Annotated in this window: 17 protein-coding genes; 13 read left to right on the top strand and 4 right to left on the bottom strand. The window is 70.2% G+C overall.

Features of this window, described 5'->3' with window-relative positions:
- The first annotated feature begins 351 nt into the window (after nucleotides 1-351).
- The 9 genes from SLW56_RS03000 (at nucleotide 352) to pbpC (ending at nucleotide 15,015) form a co-directional block, all read left to right on the top strand.
- Entirely contained in the window at nucleotides 352-1,008 is a 657-nt protein-coding gene (locus SLW56_RS03000; protein ID WP_173003374.1) for an HAD family phosphatase, read from the top strand.
- Between the two features lie 469 nt (nucleotides 1,009-1,477).
- A complete protein-coding gene (locus SLW56_RS02995) occupies nucleotides 1,478-4,168 on the top strand; it encodes a TonB-dependent receptor (protein WP_320694398.1) in 2,691 nt (896 codons plus the stop codon).
- A gap of 19 nt (nucleotides 4,169-4,187) precedes the next feature.
- Nucleotides 4,188-5,129 carry a glycerophosphodiester phosphodiesterase family protein gene (locus SLW56_RS02990; RefSeq protein ID WP_320694333.1) on the top strand — a complete coding sequence of 314 codons (942 nt, stop codon included), beginning with the start codon at nucleotides 4,188-4,190 and terminating at the stop codon, nucleotides 5,127-5,129.
- Nucleotides 5,130-5,276: 147 nt separating this feature from the next.
- Nucleotides 5,277-6,527, top strand: coding sequence for an efflux RND transporter periplasmic adaptor subunit (locus SLW56_RS02985; protein WP_320694332.1), 1,251 nt, complete (start codon nucleotides 5,277-5,279; stop codon nucleotides 6,525-6,527).
- 21 nt (nucleotides 6,528-6,548) lie between these two features.
- Nucleotides 6,549-7,319 carry an ABC transporter ATP-binding protein gene (locus SLW56_RS02980; RefSeq protein WP_320694331.1) on the top strand — a complete coding sequence of 257 codons (771 nt, stop codon included), beginning with the start codon at nucleotides 6,549-6,551 and terminating at the stop codon, nucleotides 7,317-7,319.
- On the top strand, nucleotides 7,316-9,757 hold the full coding sequence (locus SLW56_RS02975; RefSeq protein ID WP_295965227.1) for an ADOP family duplicated permease: 2,442 nt from the start codon (nucleotides 7,316-7,318) through the stop codon (nucleotides 9,755-9,757). Before SLW56_RS02980 ends, SLW56_RS02975 begins: the two co-directional genes overlap by 4 nt.
- A 42-nt stretch (nucleotides 9,758-9,799) precedes the next feature.
- Nucleotides 9,800-11,194 (top strand): sigma-54 dependent transcriptional regulator, encoded by a 1,395-nt coding sequence (locus SLW56_RS02970; protein ID WP_152239399.1) that lies wholly within the window; start codon nucleotides 9,800-9,802, stop codon nucleotides 11,192-11,194.
- 796 nt (nucleotides 11,195-11,990) lie between these two features.
- The gene (locus SLW56_RS02965; RefSeq protein ID WP_320694397.1) at nucleotides 11,991-12,482 is read left to right on the top strand and encodes an ATP-binding protein; all 492 of its coding nucleotides are present in this window, start codon (nucleotides 11,991-11,993) and stop codon (nucleotides 12,480-12,482) included.
- Between the two features lie 139 nt (nucleotides 12,483-12,621).
- Nucleotides 12,622-15,015: a penicillin-binding protein 1C gene (pbpC, locus tag SLW56_RS02960; protein ID WP_320694330.1), complete on the top strand. Its 2,394-nt coding sequence runs from the start codon at nucleotides 12,622-12,624 to the stop codon at nucleotides 15,013-15,015.
- A 586-nt stretch (nucleotides 15,016-15,601) separates the two neighbouring features.
- Here the strand turns inward: pbpC and SLW56_RS02955 are convergent.
- Entirely contained in the window at nucleotides 15,602-16,186 is a 585-nt protein-coding gene (locus SLW56_RS02955; protein WP_017909166.1) for a ferritin-like domain-containing protein, read from the bottom strand.
- 31 nt (nucleotides 16,187-16,217) lie between these two features.
- The gene (locus tag SLW56_RS02950) at nucleotides 16,218-16,700 is read right to left on the bottom strand and encodes a peroxiredoxin (RefSeq protein ID WP_017909165.1); all 483 of its coding nucleotides are present in this window, start codon (nucleotides 16,698-16,700) and stop codon (nucleotides 16,218-16,220) included.
- A 169-nt stretch (nucleotides 16,701-16,869) separates the two neighbouring features.
- Between SLW56_RS02950 and SLW56_RS02945 the strand changes: the two genes are divergently transcribed.
- Nucleotides 16,870-17,337: an Hsp20/alpha crystallin family protein gene (locus SLW56_RS02945; RefSeq protein ID WP_010341349.1), complete on the top strand. Its 468-nt coding sequence runs from the start codon at nucleotides 16,870-16,872 to the stop codon at nucleotides 17,335-17,337.
- 135 nt (nucleotides 17,338-17,472) lie between these two features.
- Nucleotides 17,473-18,360 (top strand): DnaJ C-terminal domain-containing protein, encoded by an 888-nt coding sequence (locus tag SLW56_RS02940; RefSeq protein ID WP_148829409.1) that lies wholly within the window; start codon nucleotides 17,473-17,475, stop codon nucleotides 18,358-18,360.
- A 234-nt stretch (nucleotides 18,361-18,594) separates the two neighbouring features.
- Here the strand turns inward: SLW56_RS02940 and pilH are convergent, their stop codons facing one another.
- Both pilH and SLW56_RS02930 read right to left on the bottom strand, forming a co-directional pair.
- Nucleotides 18,595-18,972, bottom strand: coding sequence for a twitching motility response regulator PilH (gene pilH / locus SLW56_RS02935; protein ID WP_010340114.1), 378 nt, complete (start codon nucleotides 18,970-18,972; stop codon nucleotides 18,595-18,597).
- Between the two features lie 82 nt (nucleotides 18,973-19,054).
- Nucleotides 19,055-20,059 carry an acryloyl-CoA reductase gene (locus SLW56_RS02930; RefSeq protein WP_320694329.1) on the bottom strand — a complete coding sequence of 335 codons (1,005 nt, stop codon included), beginning with the start codon at nucleotides 20,057-20,059 and terminating at the stop codon, nucleotides 19,055-19,057.
- Between the two features lie 142 nt (nucleotides 20,060-20,201).
- Here SLW56_RS02930 and hflK point away from each other — a divergent pair, with 142 nt between their 5' ends.
- Nucleotides 20,202-21,344, top strand: coding sequence for an FtsH protease activity modulator HflK (gene hflK / locus SLW56_RS02925; RefSeq protein WP_267113435.1), 1,143 nt, complete (start codon nucleotides 20,202-20,204; stop codon nucleotides 21,342-21,344).
- A complete protein-coding gene (locus SLW56_RS02920) occupies nucleotides 21,341-22,207 on the top strand; it encodes a protease modulator HflC (protein WP_026144397.1) in 867 nt (288 codons plus the stop codon). The genes hflK and SLW56_RS02920 overlap by 4 nt, the downstream gene beginning before the upstream one ends.
- Nucleotides 22,208-22,311 lie beyond the last annotated feature (104 nt).

Here is a 22,311-nt window from a genome sequence, read left to right as displayed (position 1 = left end):
GGGCCGGGGGTGAGGGTCCGACCGCCAGAGAACCCCACCAGCAACCCCGCACCAACTCCCCTCTCCCTTCGGGAGAGGGGCCGGGGGTGAGGGTCCGACCGCCAGGGAGCCCAACCAGCACGCCGCACCAAACTCCCCTCTCCCTTCGGGAGAGGGGCAGGGGGTGAGGGTCCGACCGCCAGAGAACCCCACCAGCAACCCCGCACCAGCCCCCAGGGGCCGGGGATGAAGGGACGCCGGCCAGCACTGTCAGCCAGAAGGGACGGCTACCATGACCGCCGCACCCAGCGCGCCGCCGCCGGCGCACGCCTGGTCCGCCGCTGCGTCCCCCTCTCGTTCCTGGAGCCAGTCATGCCCCCCGCATCCTCGCCGTCCGCTGCACCCCACCTGGACACCGTGGTGTTCGATCTCGGCGGTGTCCTGATCGACTGGAATCCGCGCCATCTGTACCGCCGCCTGTTCGACGACGAGGCGGCGATGGAAACCTTCCTGCGCGAGGTCTGCAGCCCGCAGTGGAACGAGCGTCAGGATGCCGGACGTCCATGGCAGGAGGCGGTGGCCGAACTGAGCGCGCTGCATCCGACGCATGCGCCGATGATCGCCGCCTACCACGCGCGCTGGCCGGAGATGCTGGGCGGCGCGCTGGACGCCACGGTGGCGGTGCTGGACGAACTGCGCGGGCAGGGCGTGCGGCTGTACGCGTTGACCAACTGGTCGCACGAGACCTTCCCGATCGCGCGCGAGCGCTACCCGTTCCTGCAGTGGTTCGAGGGCGTGCTGGTGTCGGGCGAGGAGCGCCTGGTCAAACCGGACCCGGCGATCTTCGCGCTGCTGTGCGAACGCTATGCGATCGACCCGGCGCGGGCGGTGTTCATCGACGACGCGCCGCGCAACGTGCACGCCGCCGCGGCCACCGGCATGCATGCGCTGCAGTTCCGCGACGCCGTCACCTTGCGTGAGGACCTGGTCGCGCTGGGCCTGCTGCCGCCGCGCGCGCCAGCGCCCTGATCCGCGCCGCGCCGTCGCCGCGCCCTGGCGATCACGGTGCCGGCGCCGTTGCGCCGGCAGCGATGCCATTGGCCGCTCCAAGCCCTGCGAGCGGCCGGCCGTTGGCCGATGCCGTACGAAACGCCGTGGCCACTGCCGCGCGGGCGCTGTCGCCAGGCTTTCCGCTGGCCGCCATCGCAGCGTCATATCCCTGGGATTAAATAACGAACTTTAAGTTACTTAATTCGGTCAACCAGGGGACATCGCCATGCAACCACTCACCCATCGGCGCCGCGTGCTGATCGTCTGCGCGCTCGCCGCCAGCTGCCAGGCCGCGCTCGCGCAGGACGCCGCGTCCACCACGGCGACGCTCGCTGCCGACGCCAGTGCCGTCGCGGCCGCCACCGCACCGGCCGTCGGCGACGCCACGCCCGACACCACGCCCAACGCCGCCGCCAGCGACGACGGCACCACCACGCTGTCCAGCGTGATGGTCACCGGCGTGCGCAAGGCCAATGCCGCCGCGATCGAGAGCAAGCGCGCGGCCACCAACATCACCGACGTGGTCAGCTCCACCGACGTGCGTGCGCTGCCGGACACCACCATCGTCGAGGCGCTGCGCCGCATCCCCGGCCTGTCGGTGCTGCCGGCCACCGACAACGAACATCCGCGCGACGAAGCCGCCACCCCGGTGCTGCGCGGCCTCGGCCCGTCCTACAACAACGTCACCATCGACGGCCTGACCGTGGCCTCGCCGGGCACGCCCAACGGCACGCTGGGCTCGATCACCCGCGGCGTGCGCCTGGACATCCTGCCGGCCTCGATGGTCAGCGAACTGCAGGTCATCAAGACCTTCACCCCGGACCTGGACCCGAACGCCACCGGCGGTGCGATCAATCTCAAGACCCGCAGCGCGTTCGAGAACGGCGGCAAGCCGTTCTTCACCGCCGAGGCCTCGCTGGGCCATGCCAACGACGTCGGCAAGCCGCGCGACCAGGACGACCCGGGCTATCGCCTGCTCGCCACCGGCAGCCGCACCTTCGGCAGCGAAGGGCAGTACGGCCTGACCCTGTCCGGCAACTACCAGACGCTGAGCAGCTACACCGAAACCCACATGACCACCGACACGGTGCACTACGGGTTCTACGACAACAGCGGCGTACTGCAGAGCGGCAACAACCTGGGCAACGGCTGGGCCGTGCCGCAGCAGGACAAGTACTGGTACGTGATGGACAAGCGCGACCGCTACGGCCTCACCGGCAAGTTCGAGGCGCGGTTGAGCGAATCCCTCCAGGCCTACGCCATGGCCGGCTACTACTATTTCCGCGACAACATGGAGCGCAACGAGGTCATCCTCGATCCGCGCAACCGCAACCGCGTCTACAACCAGACCGCCACCAGCGGCACCTACCCGGTCGGCGACGTGGAAGTGGGCTACTCCAACCAGATCACCACCACCCGCACCAAGCTCGGCCAGACCGGCTTCGAGTGGCGTCCGGACGACCGTCAGGTGCTGTCGGCGCGCGCGTCCTGGTCCGATGCCACCTATGCCGAACCGATCAAGATGATCAAGTACGTCACCGGCGCGCAGCGCCCGGCGGCGGTGCCCACCGGGCAGACCGGCGCCGGCGTCACCGTGGTGCCGACGGCGGCCTATGGCTTCAACTACGACACCTCCGCGCTCAACCAGCGTTTCCCGATGGCGGCGCAGGCGTACTACAACTACGACAACTACAGCCTGCTGTACTGGCGTCCGGACTACCAGCGCAATGCGCGCGACAAGGTGCTCACCGGGCGCCTGGACTACGCCTTCAACCGTGGCGAGATGGACCGCGGTTTCGGCTTCGGCGGCGGCCTGAGCTACACCCGCGACGAACCCGGTTTCGATATCTACCGCGTCGAATACCAGCCCAACCGCAGCGCGCCGCCGCTGAAGATCGCCGACGTGCTGGCGCCGTCCAATGCGCCGATGCGCTACCTGGGCCTGAACCTGATCGCGATCGATCCGGACAAGGCCAACCAGGTGCTGGGCGCCACGCCGTTGAGCGCGTTCAACCGCACCGACCAGAGCGCCTTCAGCAACCAGGACAACTTCAGCCATCGCGAGGAGATCTTCGGTGCCTACGGCCTGTTCGGCTATCGCGCCGACGATTTCGATGTGGAGGCCGGCCTGCACTACGACCATACCGACCAGTCCACCGTCGGCCGCCAGCGGCAACTGGACGCGGCCACCGGCAGCTACGTCTACGTCGATGCGCCGACCGAGTCGCGCTACGCCAAGGTGCTGCCGTCGGCGGTGATGACCTACCACGTCAACGACCGCCTCGACCTGCGCGCCGGCGCCAGCCGCACGCTCGGCCGTCCGCCCTACGACGCCTATGCCGCGCGCACTTCGATCGGCTTCGTCAACAGCAGCGACATGGGCAATCCCAACGCCCAGGGCGTGACCGTCACCATCGGCAATCCCGACATCAAGCCGCGCGTGTCCACCAATCTGGACCTGTCGCTGGAATGGCGCCTGCCCGACGACTTCGACGGCATGCTCGCCGCGGCGCTGTTCGACAAGCGCATCCAGGACGAGATCTTCACCCTCTCGCGCACCGACCAGTTCAGCTTCAACGGCACCACCTATTCCAACGTGCTGATCAGCACCCCGGCCAACGCCGCCAAGGCGCACGTGCGCGGCCTGGAATTGAGCGCGGTGTTCAACACCTTGTTCCCGGGCGTGCCGGCGCTGTCCGGCCTGGGCGCCAGCGCCAACCTGGCGCTGCTCGATGGCGGCATGGACGTGCCGTTCACCAGCGGCAGCGCGCCCAACCTGGTGCAGAGCCAGCGCACCGTCGATCGCCTGGTCGGGCAGCCGGACTACACCGCCAACGCCTCGCTGTTCTACACCGTCGGCGGCGTCGAACTGCGTGCGGCCTACAACCGCCAGGGCAAGGCGCTGCGCGCCATCGTCAGCAACATCGCCTGGCAGGATCTGTACTGGGCGCCGCGTTCGCAGCTGGACCTGTCGGCGACCTGGGCGGTGAGCAAGCAGCTCAGCGTGGTCGGCCAGATCAGCAATGTCACCCACAGCCGCCTCACCAGCTTCACCGGCCCCGGCGAGAACCTGCTGAAGGACAGTTATTCGATGCCGACCACCTACTGGCTCGGCCTGCGCTTCACCCCGTCGCTGTGACCGTTGCCGGAGACCTTCCATGAACCTGCTTTTCTCGCGCGGCGCGATCATTGCCGCACTGCTGACCGCGACGGCCCCGGCCATCGCCGCCATCGCCCCGATCCAGGCGCGCCTGGCCGCACCCGACGGCGGCATCTTCGTCGTCGCCCACCGCGGCTGCCACAATCCCGCGCCGGCGCATGGCTTCGCCGGGCATGCGCCGGAGAATTCGCTGCTGGGCCTGGAGCGCTGCGTGACGCTGGGCGTGGACATGCTCGAAACCGACATCCGCCGCGCCGGCGATGGCACCCTGGTAATGTTCCATGACGCCACCGTCGACCGCACCACCGACGGCACCGGCAAGGTCGCCGAACTGACCTGGCCGCAACTGTCGCGGTTGCGCCTGCGCGACGACGAGGGCGGCGCCGACGCGCCGCTCACCGACCAGCATCCAGTGACGCTGGCGCAGATGCTGGCCGCGGCCAAGGGCCGGATCATGCTCAACCTCGACGTCAAGGCGCCGATCTACGCCGAGGTGGTCGACGCGGTGCGCCGCGCCGGCATGGAGCGCCAGGTGGTGGTCAAGACCGAGGTCGGCGTCGCCAGCCAGGACCTGGCGTCGATGCCGCCGTTCGACCGGATCAACTTCACCCCGGTGCTGCTCAACCCGCCGGGCACCGACGACCTGGTGCAGACCGTGCGCACCCAGACCGACGGCAAGGTGCGGCCGGTGGCGATCGAACTGCCGCGGATGCGTCTGGCCCAGTTGCCGGCGGTGACAGCGCTGGCCAGGCAGCGACAGGTGCGGCTGCTGGTCAATACGCTGTGGGAAGGCTTCGTCGCCGACGTCGGCGGCGATGCCGATGCGGTGCGCGATCCGGAGGCGGTGTGGGGGCGGCTGTACCGCGCCGGCATCGGCGCCTTCCAGACCGACGAACCGGAAGCGCTGCTGCGCTATCGCGCGTCGCTGGAAAAGCCCTGACCGGCGCATGGCCGTTCAACTGTCCGTAATCGGTCGCTGCGCGACCGCTTGCGGACGCAGCGACCGCGCGCGCCGCGGTCGCGGCGCAACGGATTCAATGGGTTAGCGCGGTTCGCCGATTGGCATGCAGCCTGCTGTACAGCAGGCATGGATATCGCGAAATCCCCGAACCGTTCGTTCTGGCGCCACCGCCGCCGCTGGCTGATGGCAGCCGCTGCCGTGGCGATCGTGCTGGGCGTTGCGCTGCTCGGCAGCGGCCGCGCCACACCAAGGGTGGCGCGCAGCGAAGTGTGGGTCGATGCGGCCACGCGCGGCGAGATGCGTCGCGAGGTCCGCGCCAACGGCGTGCTGGTGCCGCGGCAGATCCGCTGGATCACCGCCGGGGCCCCGGCCACCGTGCAACAGCAACGGGTCGAGGCCGGCGCGCGCGTGCTGGCCGATACGCCGATCCTGCAACTGGTCAATCCGGAACTGGAGGCCGGCCTGGATCGCGCACGCGCCGCGCTGGCCGGCGCCGATGCCGACCTGGCCGCACTGCACGCCGCGTTGGCCTCGCAACTGCTCGACCAGCAGGCGCTGCAGGCGCAGGCCGAGTCCGAGTTGCAGATCGCGCAGATCAAGGCCAAGGCCTACCGGCGCGGCCACGACGGCGGCGCGATCTCGGCGATCGATCTCACACAAAGCCAGATCGTCGAGGCGCAGCAACGCGGCCGCGCCGACATCGAACGCAAACGCGTCGCCGCGTTCCGGCAGAACATGGCCGCGCAACTGCGTGCGGCACAGGCACGGCGCGAGCAGGCCGCCAGTGCGCTGGCCATCGCCACGCAACAGGCCGACTCGCTGCAGGTGCGTGCCGGCAGCGACGGCATCCTGCAGCAGGTGGACGTGGAGCCCGGCCAACGCGTCGAGGCCGGCGCGAAGCTGGCGCGGGTGGCGCGCCCGGACGACCTGCTGGCACGCCTGCAGGTGCCCGAACTCCTGGCCAAGGACGTGATCGAAGGCCTGCCGGTGGCGGTGGACACGCACAACGGCGTGGTCGGCGGGCAGGTGGCACGGATCGATCCGGCGGTGCGCAGCGGCAGCGTGGCGGTCGATGTGCGGCTGACGCCGCCGTTGCCGCCCGGCGTGCGCCCGGACCTGTCGGTGGACGGCCGCATCGTGCTCGGCACGCTGCGCGACGTGGTCAGCATCCCGCGCCCGGCGCTGGCCGTGCCCAACGCCGCCGGCAGCCTGTTCGTGCTGCGCGACGGCGGCGACACCGCGCAGCGCATCCGCGTGCGCTTCGGCGCCGCCTCCAGCGACCGTATCGAAGTCCGCGCCGGCCTGCGCGCCGGCGACCGCGTCGTGCTGTCCGACACCAGCCAGTGGAATGCCGACGCCACCTTGCGCTTACGCTAGCCTCACCAGGAGAGATCCCGCATGACCGCAGTTCCCGCACCATCCGCCGCGCCGCTGATCCACCTGCACGGGCTCAGCAAGGTGTTCCACACCGAGGAAGTGGAGACCCACGCCCTGGCCGAGATCGCACTGGACGTGGCGCCTGGCGATTTCGTCGCCATCACCGGCCCGTCCGGCTGCGGCAAGTCGACCCTGCTGTCGATCCTGGGCCTGCTCGATGCGCCCAGCGGCGGCACCTACCGGCTCAACGGCCGCAGCGTCGCCGAGCTGGACACGGTCGGTCGCGCGCGCATCCGCAACGCCGAGATCGGCTTCATCTTCCAGGCCTTCAACCTGATCGCCGACCTCACCGTGGAAGAGAACGTGGCGCTGCCGCTGACCTACCGCGAGGGCGCCCAGCGCAACCACATCCGCCAGCGCGTGCGCGAGGTGCTGGAGCTGGTCGGCATGCAGCATCGCCACAAGCACTATCCGGGGCAGTTGTCCGGCGGCCAGCAGCAGCGCGTGGCGGTGGCGCGCGCACTGGCCGGCAATCCGGCGATCCTGCTCGCCGACGAACCGACCGGCAACCTGGACAGCCGCAACGGCGAGTCGGTGATGCAGTTGCTCGAACAACTGCACGACAACGGCACCACCTTGTGCATGGTCACCCATGATCCGGCATTCGCGCGGCGCGCGCAGCGCATCGTGCACATGCTCGACGGCCGCATCGTCGACGAGGATACCTTCGAGCGGTTGCGCCACGAACAGGACGTGGCGCTGCCGGCGCGCGCTGCGGGGCAGGCACGATGAGCGCCGCCCTGCAGTGGGCCGAGATGCGGCAATCCTGGCGCACGCTCGCGCGCAGGCCGGGCTATCTGCTGCTGGCGGTGCTGACCCTGGCGCTGGGCGTGGCCACCACCACCGCGGTGTTCGCGCTGCTCGACCAGGCCTTGCTGAAGCCGCTGCCGTTCCCGCAGCCGGAGCGGCTGGTCACCCTCGGCCTGTCCAGCGACCCTGGCCGCAATGTCGCCGCACCCGGCTATTACCCGGTGTTGCGGCGCATGTCGAGCCTGCAGTCGGTGGGCATCGCGCGCGGGTTCCCGGTGCCGGCCAACGTCGCCCGCGGCGCTGCCAGCGAGGTGGTCGCGTCGATCAGTGCCGATGCCGGCTTCCTGCGCACGCTCGGCCTGCCGATGGCGGCCGGGCGCAACTTCAACGACGAGGAAAGCCGGCCCGGCGGGCCGCAGGCGGTGATCCTCAGCCATCGTTTCTGGCAGCGCTATTTCGATGGCGACCCGTCCGCGGTGGGACGCAACCTGCAGGTGGAAGGCAAGCCGGTGCAGATCGTCGGCGTGCTGCCGGCGGCCTTCCCCTGGGCCGAGCCGTTCGACCTGATCCGCAACATGCAGCCGGACCTGGCCGCGACCAACCTGTCCACCAACGAGATCGTGGTGGCGCGGTTGCGGCCCGGCATCAGCGTGGCCGCGGCGTCCGCGCAGACCGCGACGACGCTCCAGGCCTTGTTGCGCAACAGCCCGCACATGGACGCGTCGTGGTGGGCGTCGCTGCAGCGACGGCCGCCCAACGCGCTGCCGCTGCAGGACAGCCTATACGACGCCAACAGCGGCAACACGCTGTGGCTGTTCTTCGCCGCGGCTGCCTGCGTGCTGCTGATCGCCGCGATCAACCTCACCAGCCTGATGCTGCTGCGCGCGCTCGGGCGCAGCCACGACAGCGCGGTGCGTGCCGCGCTGGGCGCCTCGTGGCTACGCTTGAGCCTGCCGGCATTGGCCGAAGGCGTGCTGATCGGCGCGCTCGGCAGCCTGGCCGGCCTGGTGCTGGCCTGGCTGGGCCTACGTCTGCTCGGCGGCTGGGTGCCGCTGATGTGGATGCGCGGCGAGGCGCCGCATCTGAGCGGCGCCAGCGTGCTGTTCGCGCTGCTCGCCGGCGGTGCGACGGCGCTGTTGGCCGCAGCGCTGGGCATCGTCCGCGGCCGCCGCCGCAATCTGGTGACTGAACTGGCTGGCGGTGGGCGCGGCGGCTGGAGCCTGCAGGCCGGCCGCCTCGGCCGTGTCCTGGTGATCGCGCAGGTGGCCATCGCCGTGGTGCTGCTGATCGGCGCGGCCCTGTTCACCCGCACCCTGCAGAAACTGGCGGAGGTGCCCATGGGCTTCGAGAGCCGCTCGGCGGTGGTGTTCACCCTGGCGCCGGTGAAGGAGCGCTACGTCACCGCGGCCGATGCGGTGGAGCAGACCCGGCGCATCGTCGCGCGCTTGCAGCAGGTACCGGGCATCGACCGCGTGGGGGTGTCGACCAATCCGCCGACGGCGACGCGGTTGAGCTGGAGCGTCGAGATCGATGGCGCGCCGTCCGTCGACAGCCAGTACCGGTTGGCCACGCCGCAGTTCCTGGAGGTCTTCCGCATTCCCTTGCTGGCCGGGCGCGGGATTGCCGACAGCGATGTGGCCGGAGGCGAGCGGGTCTGCGTGGTCAGCGCCAGCTTCGCTGCGCGTTACCTGCACGGGCAGGCGCTCGGCAAGATCGTCAGCTTGCCCGACGACGGCGGCGACCAGCGCGTGTCGATGCGCGTGGTCGGCGTGGTCGGCGACGTGCGCCACACCAGCCCGGCCGAGCCACCGGAGCCGACCGTGTACCAGCCGCTGGCACAGATGAGCGAGCCGATGTGGCAGATCCTCCGCGGCTTCGGCGCGCTGACCTATGCGGTGCATCTGCGGGCCGGCGCACTGGGTGCCGACGAGCGCGCGCTGCGCGCGGCGATCGACGAAGTGGCGCCGCAGCAACCGATCGCCGATCTGCAGCCGATGCAGGCGCTGGTCGCCAGCACCACCGGCGAACAGAAGCTCAACCTGCTGCTGGTCGGCCTGTTCGCGGGGCTGGCGCTGTTGCTGGCCGCGGTCGGCCTGTATGCGGTGATGGCGGTGGCGGTGGCCGCGCGCCAGCACGAGTTCGGCGTGCGCGCCGCGCTCGGCGCACCGCCGGCGCGGCTGCGGCGGCAGGTGTTGGGCGAGGCCGGCGTGCAGATCGTGGTGGGCCTGCTGCTGGGCCTGGGCGTGGCGATGGCGCTGTCGCGGCTGCTGCAGCGGTATTTGTTCGAGGTGCGCGTGGCCGACCCGCTGGCGATCGGCGCGGTGCTGCTGGTGCTGGCCGCGGCCGGCCTGCTCGCCGCGCTGGCGCCGGCACGGCGCGCGGCGCGGGTGCCGCCGATGCAGGCCTTGCGCGCCGAATGATCGCCTCGTTTCTCGATGCGGCAGGCCGCTAGACTCTGCGCCATGACCGACGCCCGCACATCGCCCTTGCCGCGCATCCTCGTCGTCGACGACCAGGCCGACGTGCGCGAAGCCTTGCGCATGCTGCTCAAGAGCGCCGGCTACGGCATGGTCGGCGCCGAGTCGCCGGAGCTGGCGCTGGCCTGCCTGCGCGGCGACGCGTTCGCCGCGGTGCTGGTGGACATGAACTACGCCCGCGACACCACCTCCGGCGCCGAAGGCCTGGCCTTGATCGCGCAGATCGCCGCGCAGTGGCCGGGGCTGCCGGTGATCGCGATGACCGCCTGGGCCAGCATCGAACTGGCGGTGGCGGCGATGCGCGAGGGCGCGGTGGATTTCATCGAAAAGCCCTGGCAGAACGCGCGGGTCCTGGCGGTGCTGGAGAGCCGCATCGCATTGGATCGCAGCCGCCGCGCCGCGCAACGGCTCGGCGAGGCGCAGGCGCTGTTGCTGCAGGACGGCGCGGCCGGCTTCGTTGCCGAATCGGCACCGATGCAGCGCCTGGTCGAGGACCTGCTGCGCATCGCCGGCAGCGGCGCCAACGTGCTGCTGCTGGGCGAGAACGGCACTGGCAAGAGTCTGCTGGCGCAGTTGCTGCACCAGTGGTCGCCGCGCCGCACGCAGGCCTTCGTCAAGGTCAACATCGGCGGCCTGGCGCCGACCCTGTTCGAGGCCGAACTGTTCGGTCACGTGCGCGGCGCCTACACCGACGCGCGCCAGGACCGCGCCGGCCGTTTCGAACTGGCCGATGGCGGCACCCTGTTCCTGGACGAGATCGGCAACCTGCCGCTGCAGCAGCAGCCCAAGCTGCTGCGCGCGATCGAGGACGGCGAGTTCGAGCGGCTCGGCTCCTCGCGCACGCAACGGGTGGACGTGCGCATCGTCGCGGCGACCAATGCCGATCTGGAGGCGGACGTGGCGGCCGGACGCTTCCGCCAGGACCTGCTGTACCGGCTCAACACCTTCCAGGTGCGGGTGCCGCCGCTGCGCGAGCGCGGCGCCGACATCCTGCCGCTGGCGCGGCATTACCTCGCCGCCGCCTGCACCCGCTACCGGCGGCCGCTGCCGACGCTGGCGCGCGACGCCGAGCGCGCCCTGCTCGGTTACGCCTGGCCCGGCAATGTGCGTGAGCTGGCACATGCGATGGAGCGTGCGGCGCTGCTGGCCGACGGCAGTACCCTGGGCAGCGACGATCTGCGCCTGCAGCCGGCGACGAATGCCGCGCCGGCACTGTCGACGCAACTCACCCTGGAAGAAGCCGAGGCGCTGCTGCTGAAGCAGGCGCTGGCGCAGCACCAGGGCAATCTGCAGCGCACCGCCGACCAGCTCGGCATCACCCGGCAGAGCCTGTACCGGCGCCTGGGCAAGCACGGGCTGCGCAGCGATGACGCCGGCTGAGCGACAGCGCTTCCGGCCGCTGTGGCTGGTGGCGCCGGCCGCGCTGGCCTTGGTGCTGGTGCTCGCCGCCGGCGCGCCGCGGTGGCCCGAGGCGATCGTGCTGCTGCTGTGCGTGCTGCTGCTGACCATGGCGCTGTGGCGCTGGCAGCAGCGCGACGCCGGGCAGCGTCTGCGCACCCTCGGTGGCCTGCTGGACGCGCTGCGCGAGGGCGACTACAGCGTGCGGGCGGCGCAGGACGCGCGCGATGCCGACGGCCTGCTGGCGCGGTTCAACGCCCTGGCGCAGCGCCTGCAGGACGAACAGCGCGATTCGCACGAAAGCCTGCAACTGCTGAGCAAGACCCTGGCGGCGCTGGACGGGGCGGTGTTCGCGTTCGAACAGGACCAGCGCCTGCGCCTGATCAATCCGGCCGGCGAGCGCCTGCTCGGCGTCGCCGCCCAGCAGGCGATCGGGCAATCCGCGCAGGCATTGGGACTGGCCGCCCTGTTCGATGTGCCGTCGGGCAGCATCCAGGCGCATGCGTTCGCCGGACAGCAGGGGCGCTGGCAGATCGGCCACGCCGCCTTGCGCAGCCGCAGCCAGGCCGGGCGGCTGCTGCTGGTGCAGCCGATGGAGCGCGCACTGCGCGAGGAGGAGGCGCAGGCCTTCCGCCGCCTGCTGCGCGTGCTCAGTCACGAGATCAACAACTCGCTGACGCCGATCGCCTCGATCGCCGACACGCTCGCGCGGCTGCTGGCGGCCGCGCCGCAGGCGCTCGACGCCGAACTGCAGGCCGATCTGCACAACGGGCTGGGCATGATCGAACAGCGCAGCGCGGCGCTGCAGCGCTTCCTGGGCGGCTACGCGCGGTTGGCCAGGCTGCCCGCGCCGGTCCCGGCGCCAGTGGCGCTGGCGCCGCTGTGCGCGCGCGTGCAGCGGCTGCTGGACGATGCACGAGTGCAGGTCGAGGTCGCGCCGTCGCTGCATGCGTGCGCCGACGCCGACCAGCTCGAACAGGTGCTGATCAACCTGCTGCGCAACGCGCTGGAAGCCGGCGGCAGCGCGCCGGTGACGCTGCGCGCGAGTGCCGACGGCGCCAGCGTGTCGATCGAGGTGTGCGACGGCGGTGCCGGCCTGCCGCCCAGCGACAATCTGTTCGTGCCGTTCTTCACCACCAAGCCCGGCGGCTCGGGCATCGGCCTGGTGCTGTCGCGGCAGATCCTGGAAGCGCAGGGCGGCAGCCTGAGCCTGGAGGCCCGTACGGACGCGCAAGGCAGCGTGGCGACGCTGCGATTGCCGCTGGCGTAGTGGCAGAAGGAGCGCATTGTTGCTGGTGCCCCGGAGCAGTTGGGCACCCATCGTCGGCGATGCCGAACGGGCAGAGGATATCCCGCTCGCCGCGTCGCCACCGCAACAGGCAAAATGGCCGCTTCCATCGGGAGCCCGCATGCCACTGGACGACACCGCCGCCCCGCACGCCGCGCGGCGCCCCCGGCGCTGGACGCGCCTGCTGCCGTGGCTGCGCTGGGGCACGGTGGCGCTGCTGTCGAGTCTGTTGTTGCTGGACCTGGCGTTTCCGCTGCCGCTGCCGAAGTCGCGCGACACCTCGACCCTGGTGGTGGCCGCCGACGGCACCCCGCTGCGTGCTTTCGCCGACAGCAACGGCGTCTGGCGTTATCCGGCCACGCCGGACAGCGTCTCGCCGCTGTATCTGCAGGCGCTGCTGAACTACGAGGACCGCTGGTTCTGGCGGCATCCCGGGGTCAATCCCTGGGCGCTGCTGCGCGCGGCCAAGCAGTGGCTGTTCTCGCGCCACATCGTCTCCGGTGGTTCCACCCTGACCATGCAGGTGGCGCGCATCCTGATGCCGCCCGAGGTCAGTACGCGCACGCCGTGGGGCAAGGCCCAGCAGGCGCTGCGTGCGCTGCAGCTGGAAGCGCACCTGAGCAAGCGGCAGATCCTGCAGCTGTACCTGGAACGCGCGCCCTACGGCGGCACCATCGAAGGCGTGGAGGCGGCGAGCTGGGCCTACCTGGGCAAGCCGGCCGCGCGTCTGTCGCAGGCCGAGGCGGCGTTGCTGGCGGTACTGCCGCAGGCGCCGAGCCGGTTGCGTCCGGACCGGCATCCGGAGGCGGCGCGCGCGGCGCGCGACAAGGTGCTCGAACGCATGGTCGCGCTGCGCGTGTGGCCGCGCGCACAGGTCGACGATGCGCGCATCGAACCGGTGGTGGCGCGCTCGCTGCAGACGCCGCTGCACGCCGCGCTGCTGGCCGAGCGCCTGCGTCAGCAGCGCCCGCATGCCGCGCACATCGTCTCCACCCTCGACGCCGACCTGCAGCGCACCCTGGAGGACCGGGTCAGCGCCTACTTCTCGCAGTTGCCCGAGCGCACTTCCGCGGCCTTGCTGGTGGTGGACAATCGCGACCTGCAGGCGCGCGCCTACATCGGCTCGGTGCAGTTCGGCGACCGCCGCCGGCTCGGCGACGTGGACATGGTGCAGGCCTGGCGGTCGCCCGGCTCCACGCTCAAGCCGTTCCTGTACGGCATGGCCCTGGACGATGGCCTGATCCACTCCGAAAGCCTGCTGGTCGACGCGCCGCAGAGTTTCGGCGACTACCGCCCGGGCAATTTCGACGAAGCCTTCAACGGCCCGATCGGTGCGGCCAGCGCGCTGCGCCTGTCGCTCAACGTGCCGGCGGTGGATCTGCTCGACCGTGTCGGGCCGGCGCGCTTCGCCGCGCGCCTGAGCAACGCCGGCATCGGCCTGAAGTTCCCGCGCGGCAGTACCCCTAACCTGGCGCTGATCCTCGGCGGCACCGGCGCCAAGCTGGAGGAACTGGTCGGCGCCTTCGCCGCGCTCAACCGCGACGGCATCGCCGGCCACGTGCGCTACAGCGCAACCGACAAGCGCATCGAACGGCGCCTGATGTCGCCCGGCGCGGCCTGGATCGTGCGCGAGATGCTCGAGGCCAATCCGCGTCCGGGCTACGGCGTCGGCACCTTCGACGTCGGGACGCGCCCGCGGGTGGCCTGGAAGACCGGCACCAGCTACGGCTACCGCGATGCCTGGGCGATCGGCAGCACCCGCCGCTACACCGTCGGCGTGTGGGTTGGCCGTCCCGACGGCACGCCGCTGCCCGGCCAATACGGCGCGGTGACCGCCTTGCCGCTCATGTTCGAGACCATCGACAGCCTGCCGCGCCTGCGCGGCGACAACGCACCGAGGCCGATGCCGGCGACGGTGCAGCAGGTGGACGTGTGCTGGCCGCTGGGCATCGCCGCCGAGCAGACGCCGCCGGCGTTGTGCCAGCGCCGTTTCTCCGCCTATGCGCTGGACGGCGCCGTGCCGCCGACCTTCGCCGAGCGCGACGCGCGGCTGTGGAGCGCCGGCCGCGAGACCGTGCAGGTGGACGCGCACAGCGGCCTGCGCCTGTCGCCGGACTGCGCGCAACCGCATGAGGCGGTCACCCGCGATTTGGCGCGCTGGCCGGCGCTGCTGACGCCGTGGCTACACGCCAGCGAGCGCCAGGCCGGGCAATTGCCGGCGCTGTCACCGGACTGCCGCGACGACGGCCGCGGCCGCAGCGACGTATTGCGCATCGAAGGCCTCAACGACCGCGCCACCCTGGCACGCGCGCCGGGCAGCACCACGGTGCGTCTGCAGGTGCGCGCGCTGGGCACGAGCACGCCGGTGGACTGGCTGCTGGACGGTCGCTGGATCGCCCGCACCGAGGGCGCACGCACCTTCCAGCGCGACTTCGCCGACGCCGGCGACCACACCCTGACCGCCCTGGCCAGCAACGGCGCCTGGACCCAGGTACGGTTCCGGGTGCTGCGTTGAGCCGCGGTGGCGCGCGCTCGTAGAAGCCAACTGTCACGCAACGACGACGATCAGAGTAGGCGGATGATCAGACCTCGGAAGCAGTCGGGACTGAAGTCCCTCCCACATCGCTCCCGGACACCGATAACTGCGGTCCCTGTTGGGGTGACGGTCGCTTGGCTTTGGCTGTTGCTGTCGCTCTTGCTGTTGCTTTTGACTTGCCGGGTTCCCTTCCGAAGCGGCGGCCATCGCGGGGAAACACCCGAAGGGCGGCGCACATGGATGTGCGCCGTCCGCGGCAGGGGCAGGATGCCCCTTCCGCGGATCCCCGGGATGGATGCGGACCCGGAGCGCGTTAGCGCGGAGGGCGCGAGGCAGGGTGTGCTTGACCAGCCTTCGGCTGTGGTAAAGCGCTTCTTTTGGTTACTTTTCTTTGCACAAGCAAAGAAAAGTGACTCGCCGCAAGGCGAAAGCCTTTGCAGTTGCTTCAACTATGTGTGTCAGACCAGAAGGACAGTAGGAGCGGCTTCAGCCACGACAGGCGTCATCGAAACGGCCTGTCACGGCTGAAGCCGCTCCTACGAAAGCGCTTGAATGCGGAACCGGCTTACTTGCCGATCCAGCCTTCCAGCATGTCCGAGAACTCGTCGGCATGCTCTTCTTCCTGGGCCAGGATGTCTTCCAGGATGCGCTTGGTGGTGGTGTCCTTGTCGCCGACGAAATTGATCATCTCGCGGTAGCTGTCGATGGCGATGCGCTCGGCGATCAGATTCTCCTTGACCATGTCGCGCAGATCCTCGCCTTCCTTGTACTCGGCGTGCGAGCGCGCGGTCAGCGTGTCCGGATTGAGGTCCGGCTCGCCGCCCAACTGCACGATGCGCTCGGCCAGCTTGTGCGCGTGCGCCTGCTCCTGCTGCGCGTGTTCCAGGAACTCGGCCTTGACCGCGTCGGCGAGCATGCCGGCGGCCATGAAGTAGTGGCGGTAGTAGCGCAGCACGCACACGTACTCGGTGGCGAGCGCGTCGTTGAGCATCTTGATCACCGCCTCGCGGTCGGCGCTGTAGCTCTTGGTGATCGCGCCGTCTTCGATGCTCTGGCGGGCGTTGGCGCGCAGCGTGGCGGTGTCGGTGAGGCCGGCGGTGTGCTGCAGCGGCTTGGCATCGGTCTTCGGGGTGGCTGGCTTGTTGGACATGGCTGGCCGTTTCCTGTGGTGGGTAAGGGGATCAGTCGGGAAGGTGCTGCAGCACGTAGTCGGCGGCGGAGACCTTGAACTCGCCCGGCGCCTCGACGAACAGCGCCTGCACCACGCCGTCGTCGGCGTACAGCGCGAAGCGGCGCGCCCGCACGCCCATGCCGTAGCTGCTGGCGTCCAGTTCCAGGCCCAGCGCCTTGGCGAAGTCGCCATTGCCGTCGGACAGCATCTGCAGGCCGTCCGGCACCAGCTGGCTCTTGCCCCAGGCCTGCATCACGAACGGGTCGTTGACCGCCATGCAGTACACCTCGATGCCGCGCTTGCGGAACTCTTCGAAGTGCTCCACATAGCCGGGCAGGTGCTTCTCCGAACAGGTCGGGGTGAACGCGCCGGGCACCGCGAACAACAGCGCGCGGCGGCCGTCGAACAACGTGCGCGTGTCCACGGCTTCCACGCCGTCGCGGATGCGCTGCAGCACCACTTCGGGAATGCGTTCGCCGGTCTGGATGGGCATGTCGGGCTCCTTGGATGAACCGAGTCTAGAAACGGAAATGGGAAGGTGGCGTCAACGCCTTGAAAAGCGCCGCGGCAGGCCTATCTGACCGGCATGGACGGCGGGCCGGTCCCGCCGCCGCGAACCGTCCCCTCCGGGGTGTACCTCATTCACGTTTCAGGAGACCACGATGAGCATCGTCCGTTATCGCCAGTGGCCGGCCCAGGCCGCATTCCAGAACGAGATCAAGCAGGTGTTCGACCGCTTCTTCGACCCCAACGGCGGCACCGACGAATCGGCCGTCGTCACCGCGCAGTGGGTGCCGCGCGTGGACATCAAGGAGGAGCCGGAGCGCTTCGTGCTGTACGCCGACCTGCCGGGTATCGACCCGTCGGAGATCGAGGTGTCGATGGACAAGGGCATCCTCTCGATCAAGGGCGAGCGCAAGAGCGAATCGGCCGCCGACACCGAGCGCTTCTCGCGCATCGAGCGCCGCTACGGCAGCTTCCATCGCCGCTTCGCGCTGCCCGACAGCGCCGATCCGGACGGCATTTCCGCCACCGGCTACCATGGGGTGCTGGAAGTGCGCATCCCCAAGCGTCCGGCGAGCACGCCGCGCCGTATCCAGGTCGATACCGGGGCCACGATCGTGCAGTAAGCGCCTGCTCGCAGCGGCGTCGCCACCGCGACGCCGCGCCCTCGCCGCCGGCCGTAGAATGGCCGGGCGATGGCGCAGTGCATGCAACCGGCCCGTTGCCGCAAGGCGGCGGGCCGACTCTTTTTGAGGTGATGGATGGAATTCAAGGATTACTACGCGACCCTGGGCGTGGAACCCAGCGCCGGCGATGCCGAGATCAAGACCGCGTACCGGCGGCTGGCGCGCAAGTACCATCCCGACGTCAGCAAGGAGCCTGGGGCCGAAGAGAAGTTCAAGGCGATCAACGAGGCCTACGAGGCCTTGCGCGACCCGCCCAAGCGCGCCGCCTACGATCAGTTGCGCGCGCAGGGCTACCGGCCGGGCGAGGAGTTCCACGCGCCGCCGAACTACGGCGGCGCGCAGGGCTTCGACTTCGAGGAAGTGTTCGGCAACGGCGGCGCCGGCGGCGGCTTCAGCGATTTCTTCGAGAGTCTGTTCGCCCGCCAGCAGCGTGCCCGCCAGGGCGGCGCCGGCCCCGGTCCGGGACCGGGCGCGCCGCGCGGCGACACCCGCGCCAAGCTGGCGGTGCCGCTGGAGGCGGTGTACGCCGGTGACAGCGTGCGCATCACCATCAACGGCAAGCAGCTGGACGTGCGCGTCCCCAAGGGCGTGCGCCCCGGCCAGGTGATCCGGCTGGGCGGGCAGGGCAACGGCGGCAGCAATCTGCTGCTGGAGATCGAGTACGCCGCGCATCCGCAGTTCGAGGTGGACGGCCGCAACATCCTCTACACCCTGCAGGTGACGCCGTGGCAGGCGGCACTGGGTACCAGCATCAGCGTGCCGACCCTGGGCGGGGCGGTGGAACTGAAGATCCCGCCGGAGTCCGACGCCGGCCGCAAGCTGCGCCTGCGCGGCCGCGGCCTGCCCGGCACCCCGCCGGGCGACCAGATCGTCGAACTGGAAGTGCTGGCGCCGGCGCCGGAAACCGAAGCGCAGCGCAAGGCGTATCGCGGGCTGGCCAAGGCGTTTGGCGAGGCCGTGTGAAGTGAGGCGGGATTGGGGAGTCGGGATTGGGGATTCGCAAAAGCGGGCTCCCCTCGCGCTGTGGCGTCGTAGGAGCGGCTTCAGCCGCGACAGGCGTTACCGGTAACGCCCGTCGCGGCCGAAGCCCCTCCTACAAGGGGCGCCGAGTGCAATGCGGCCTCACGCTGCGCGCGCAAACGCCGCCCGGAAACCCGCCCTTACGACTCCCCACTCCCCAATCCCGATTCCCGGCTTTTAAGGCGCATCCTCGCCACTGAATACACGCTCGATCACCTCGTACAGCTCGTCCTCGGAGAACGGCTTGGTGATGTAGGCGCGGGCGCCCTGGCGCATGCCCCACATGCGGTCGGTGTCCTGGTCCTTGGTGGTGACCAGGATCACCGGGATGTTCTGCGTGGTCGGCTCGCGGCGCAGGGTGCGGGTGGCCTGGAAGCCGTTGAGGTTGGGCATCACCACGTCCATCAGCACCAGATCCGGCAAGGCCGCCTTGGCCGCTTCCACGCCGGCGGCGCCGTCGGTGGCGGTGATCGTTTCGTGCCCCAGTTTTTCGACGATGCGCTGGATGCCCAGCAACTGCGACGGTGAGTCGTCGACGATCAGGATGCGTGCCATGTAGTTCCCCCTAGGAGGCTCCGAGTGTAGAGGCAGCGGCGCGAAGGCGGAAAGCGTTGCGTGTCACAAAGCGTCGGCGTGGCTACACGCCCGCATCCAGCCGCACCACGGTACGCCCGAACGACTGCCCTGCCAGCATCGTCGCGAACACCTCCGGCAGGCCGGACAGGTCCACTTCGCGGGTGCAGATCGTCTCCAGGTGGCGCGGCTTCCAGTCGCTGCCCAGGTGCTGCCAGATGCGGTCGCGCAGGTCGCGGGCGGTGCCGGCCGAGCCGATGCCCAACAGCGACACCCCGCGCAGGATGAAGGGCATCACCGTCATGTCCAGCTCCGCGGTCGCGGCCAGCCCGGCGCTGGCGACGTTGCCGTACGGTGCCGTCTGCGCCAGCAGGCTGGTCAGCATCGCCCCGCCCACGTTGTCCAGGCCGCCGCCGAAGCGCACCGATTCCAGCGGCCGGCTGGTCTGCAGGGCCTCGCGGCCGAGCACCTGGGTGGCGCCCCAGGCCTTGAGCTGCTCGGCGCGGTCTGCCTTGCCGCTGACCGCATGCACCTCGAAGCCGGCGCGGCTGAAGATGTCGACCGCCAGCGAGCCGACCCCGCCGGTGGCGCCGGTCACGCACAGCGGGCCATGCGCCGGGGTCTGGCGGTTGTCGAGCAGGCGCAGCAGCGCCAGCGCCGCGGTGAAGCCGGCGGTGCCCAGCACCATGCTCTCGCGCAGGCTCAGCCCGGCCGGCAGCGGCACCACCCACTTCGACTCCAGGCGCACGTACTCGCTGTAGCCGCCGTCGCGGGTCTCGCTGAGGCCGCAGCCGGTGACCAGCACCGCGTCGCCTTCCTTGAACGCCGGGTCGCGGGAGGCGACCACGTGCCCGGCCACGTCGATGCCGCCGACCAGCGGGAAGCGGCGCAGGATCTTGCCCTGGCCGGTGCCGGCCAGCGCGTCCTTGAAGTTCACCGACGACCAGGCGGCGCGGATCACCACCTCGCCGTCGCTGAGCTGGTCCAGCGACAGCGGGGCGAGGCCGGCGTGGTAGCCGGTGGCGTCCTGGTGGATGCGGAAGGCGGAGAACTGGGCGGGAACGGACATGGAACACCTTGGTCGGCACGCAGGAATGCACCAAGATACCCTTTCGAAACGGCGGGTCTGCCCCATCTTGTAGAATCGGCGACTCATTATCCGGTGACCGGCGCGTGACCGACGCGGCGCCACCTTCCTTCTTGGAGCATGCATGGCCTGGAACACACCTGGCGGCAAGGGCGGAGACGGCCCCGACAATCACGGGCGCGGTCCCTGGCCGCCGCGTGGCGGCAATGGGGGAGGCAGGTGGGGCGGGTTGCCCGGTCCGTTGAAGGACCTGTTCGGCGATGGCGGCGGCATCGGTCGCTGGATCCTGGGTGCGGTGGTGCTGGTGCTGCTGTTCAGCAGCTTCCAGTTGATCGGCGAGCAGCAGCGCGGCGTGGTGCTGCGTTTCGGCCAGTTCTCGCGGATTCTGCAGCCTGGCCCGAACTTCAAGCTGCCGTGGCCGATCGAGACTGTGCGCAAGGTCGATGCCACCCGCATCAAGACCTTCGACAGCCAGTTGCCGGTGCTGACCGGCGACGAGAACATCGTCAACGTCTCGCTCAACGTGCAGTACCGGGTCGAGGACCCGCGCACCTACGTGTTCGGCGCGCGCAACGCCGACCTGGTGCTGGAGCAGGCCGCGCAGAGCGCGGTGCGCGAACAGATCGGCCGCTCGGATCTCAACACGGTGCTCAACAACCGCGGGCCGATGGCCGTGGCCGCGCGCGAGCGCCTGCAGGCCGCGCTGAAGGCCTATCACACCGGCCTGATCGTGACCGGCTTGACCCTGCCCGACGCGCGTCCGCCGGAGGAAGTGAAATCGGCCTTCGACGAGGTCAACGGCGCCCAGCAGGTCAAGGAGCGGCTGATCAACGAGGCCCAGGCCTACGCCGCCAAGGTGGTGCCGGAGGCGCGTGGCCAGGCCGCACGCACCCGCACCGTCGCCGAAGGCTACAAGGAAGCGGCGATTGCCCGCGCGCAGGGCGACGCCGAGCGCTTCACCCTGCTGCAGCAGCAGTACCAGAACGCGCCGGAGGTCACCCGCAAGCGGCTGTGGCTGGAGACGATCCAGCAGGTGCTGGCGGAGAACCGCAAGGTCATCGGCGGCGACGGCCGCCAGCTGATCTACGTGCCGATGCCGGCCGACAGCAAGGCGCCGGCCGCGGCGACGCCGCCGGCGCCGACCACGTCGCTGCCGACGGTGCCGCAGGAGGTGTTGATGCCGGCGTTGAACAGCAGTTCGGCCGAGAGTGTCCGCAACCCGGAGCGCACGCCGCGCCCGACCGGCCGTGAGGAGATCCAGCGATGAAACTGTCATTGTGGGCGGGCATTGCCGTCGTCGCGCTGTTTGCGCTGCTCAGCTCGGTGTTCGTGGTGCCCGAGGACAAGGCGGCGATGGTGCTGAACCTGGGCCGCGTGGTGCGTGCCGATCTCAAGCCGGGCCTGCACTTCAAGGTGCCGCTGGTGGAATCGGTGCGCATGTTCGACCGCCGTTTCCAGGTGATCGACACCAACCCGGCGCGCTACTTCACCGCCGAGCAGAAGGACGTCAGCGTCAGCTTCTTCGCCATCGGCTACATCTCCGACGTGCGCGCCTTCTACCGTGCCACCACCGGCGGCGACGAGAAGGTGGCCAACAGCCTGCTGGCGCCGATCATCACCGACTCGCTGCGCAACCAGATCAACTCGCGCACCCTGCAGCAGCTGGTGTCCGGCGACCGCAGCGAACTGATCGCCAAGCAGCTGGTGGCGATCAACGCGGCCAGCAAGACCCTGGGCATGCAGATCGTCGACCTGCGCATCAAGCAGATCGACCTGCCGACCGACAGCCAGGTGATCACCGACGTGTACGAACGCATGCGCGCGCAGCGCAAGCAGGAAGCAGCCAAGCTGCGCGCCGAAGGCGAGGAGCAGGCACTGACCATCCGCGCCCAGGCCGACCGCGAAAGCACGGTGCTGGTCGCCGAGGCCGAGCGCGACGCGCAGAAGCTGCGCGGCGAAGGCGATGCCGAGGCGGCGAGCGTCTACGGCAAGGCCGGCTCTGCCGACCCGTCGTTCTACGCCTTCTACCGCAGCCTGGAGGCCTACCGCGGCGCCATGGCCGACGGCAACGGCGTGATCGTGCTCGACAAGAACGATCCGTTCCTGCAGTACCTCAAGAGCGATCGCTGAGGGGTGGGATTGGGGAGTCGGGATTGGGGATTCGCAAAGGCGGGTCCCCGGTCTCTGACGGCGTGCAGGATGGCCGGTTGCAGACGCCGGTACCCGGCGCAGGA

This window comes from Xanthomonas sp. LF07-6, assembly GCF_034105445.1.
Classification (GTDB): domain Bacteria; phylum Pseudomonadota; class Gammaproteobacteria; order Xanthomonadales; family Xanthomonadaceae; genus Xanthomonas_A; species Xanthomonas_A sontii.
Note: the sequence above shows the minus strand (reverse complement) of the source record. Positions and strands in the feature narration are given on the sequence as shown.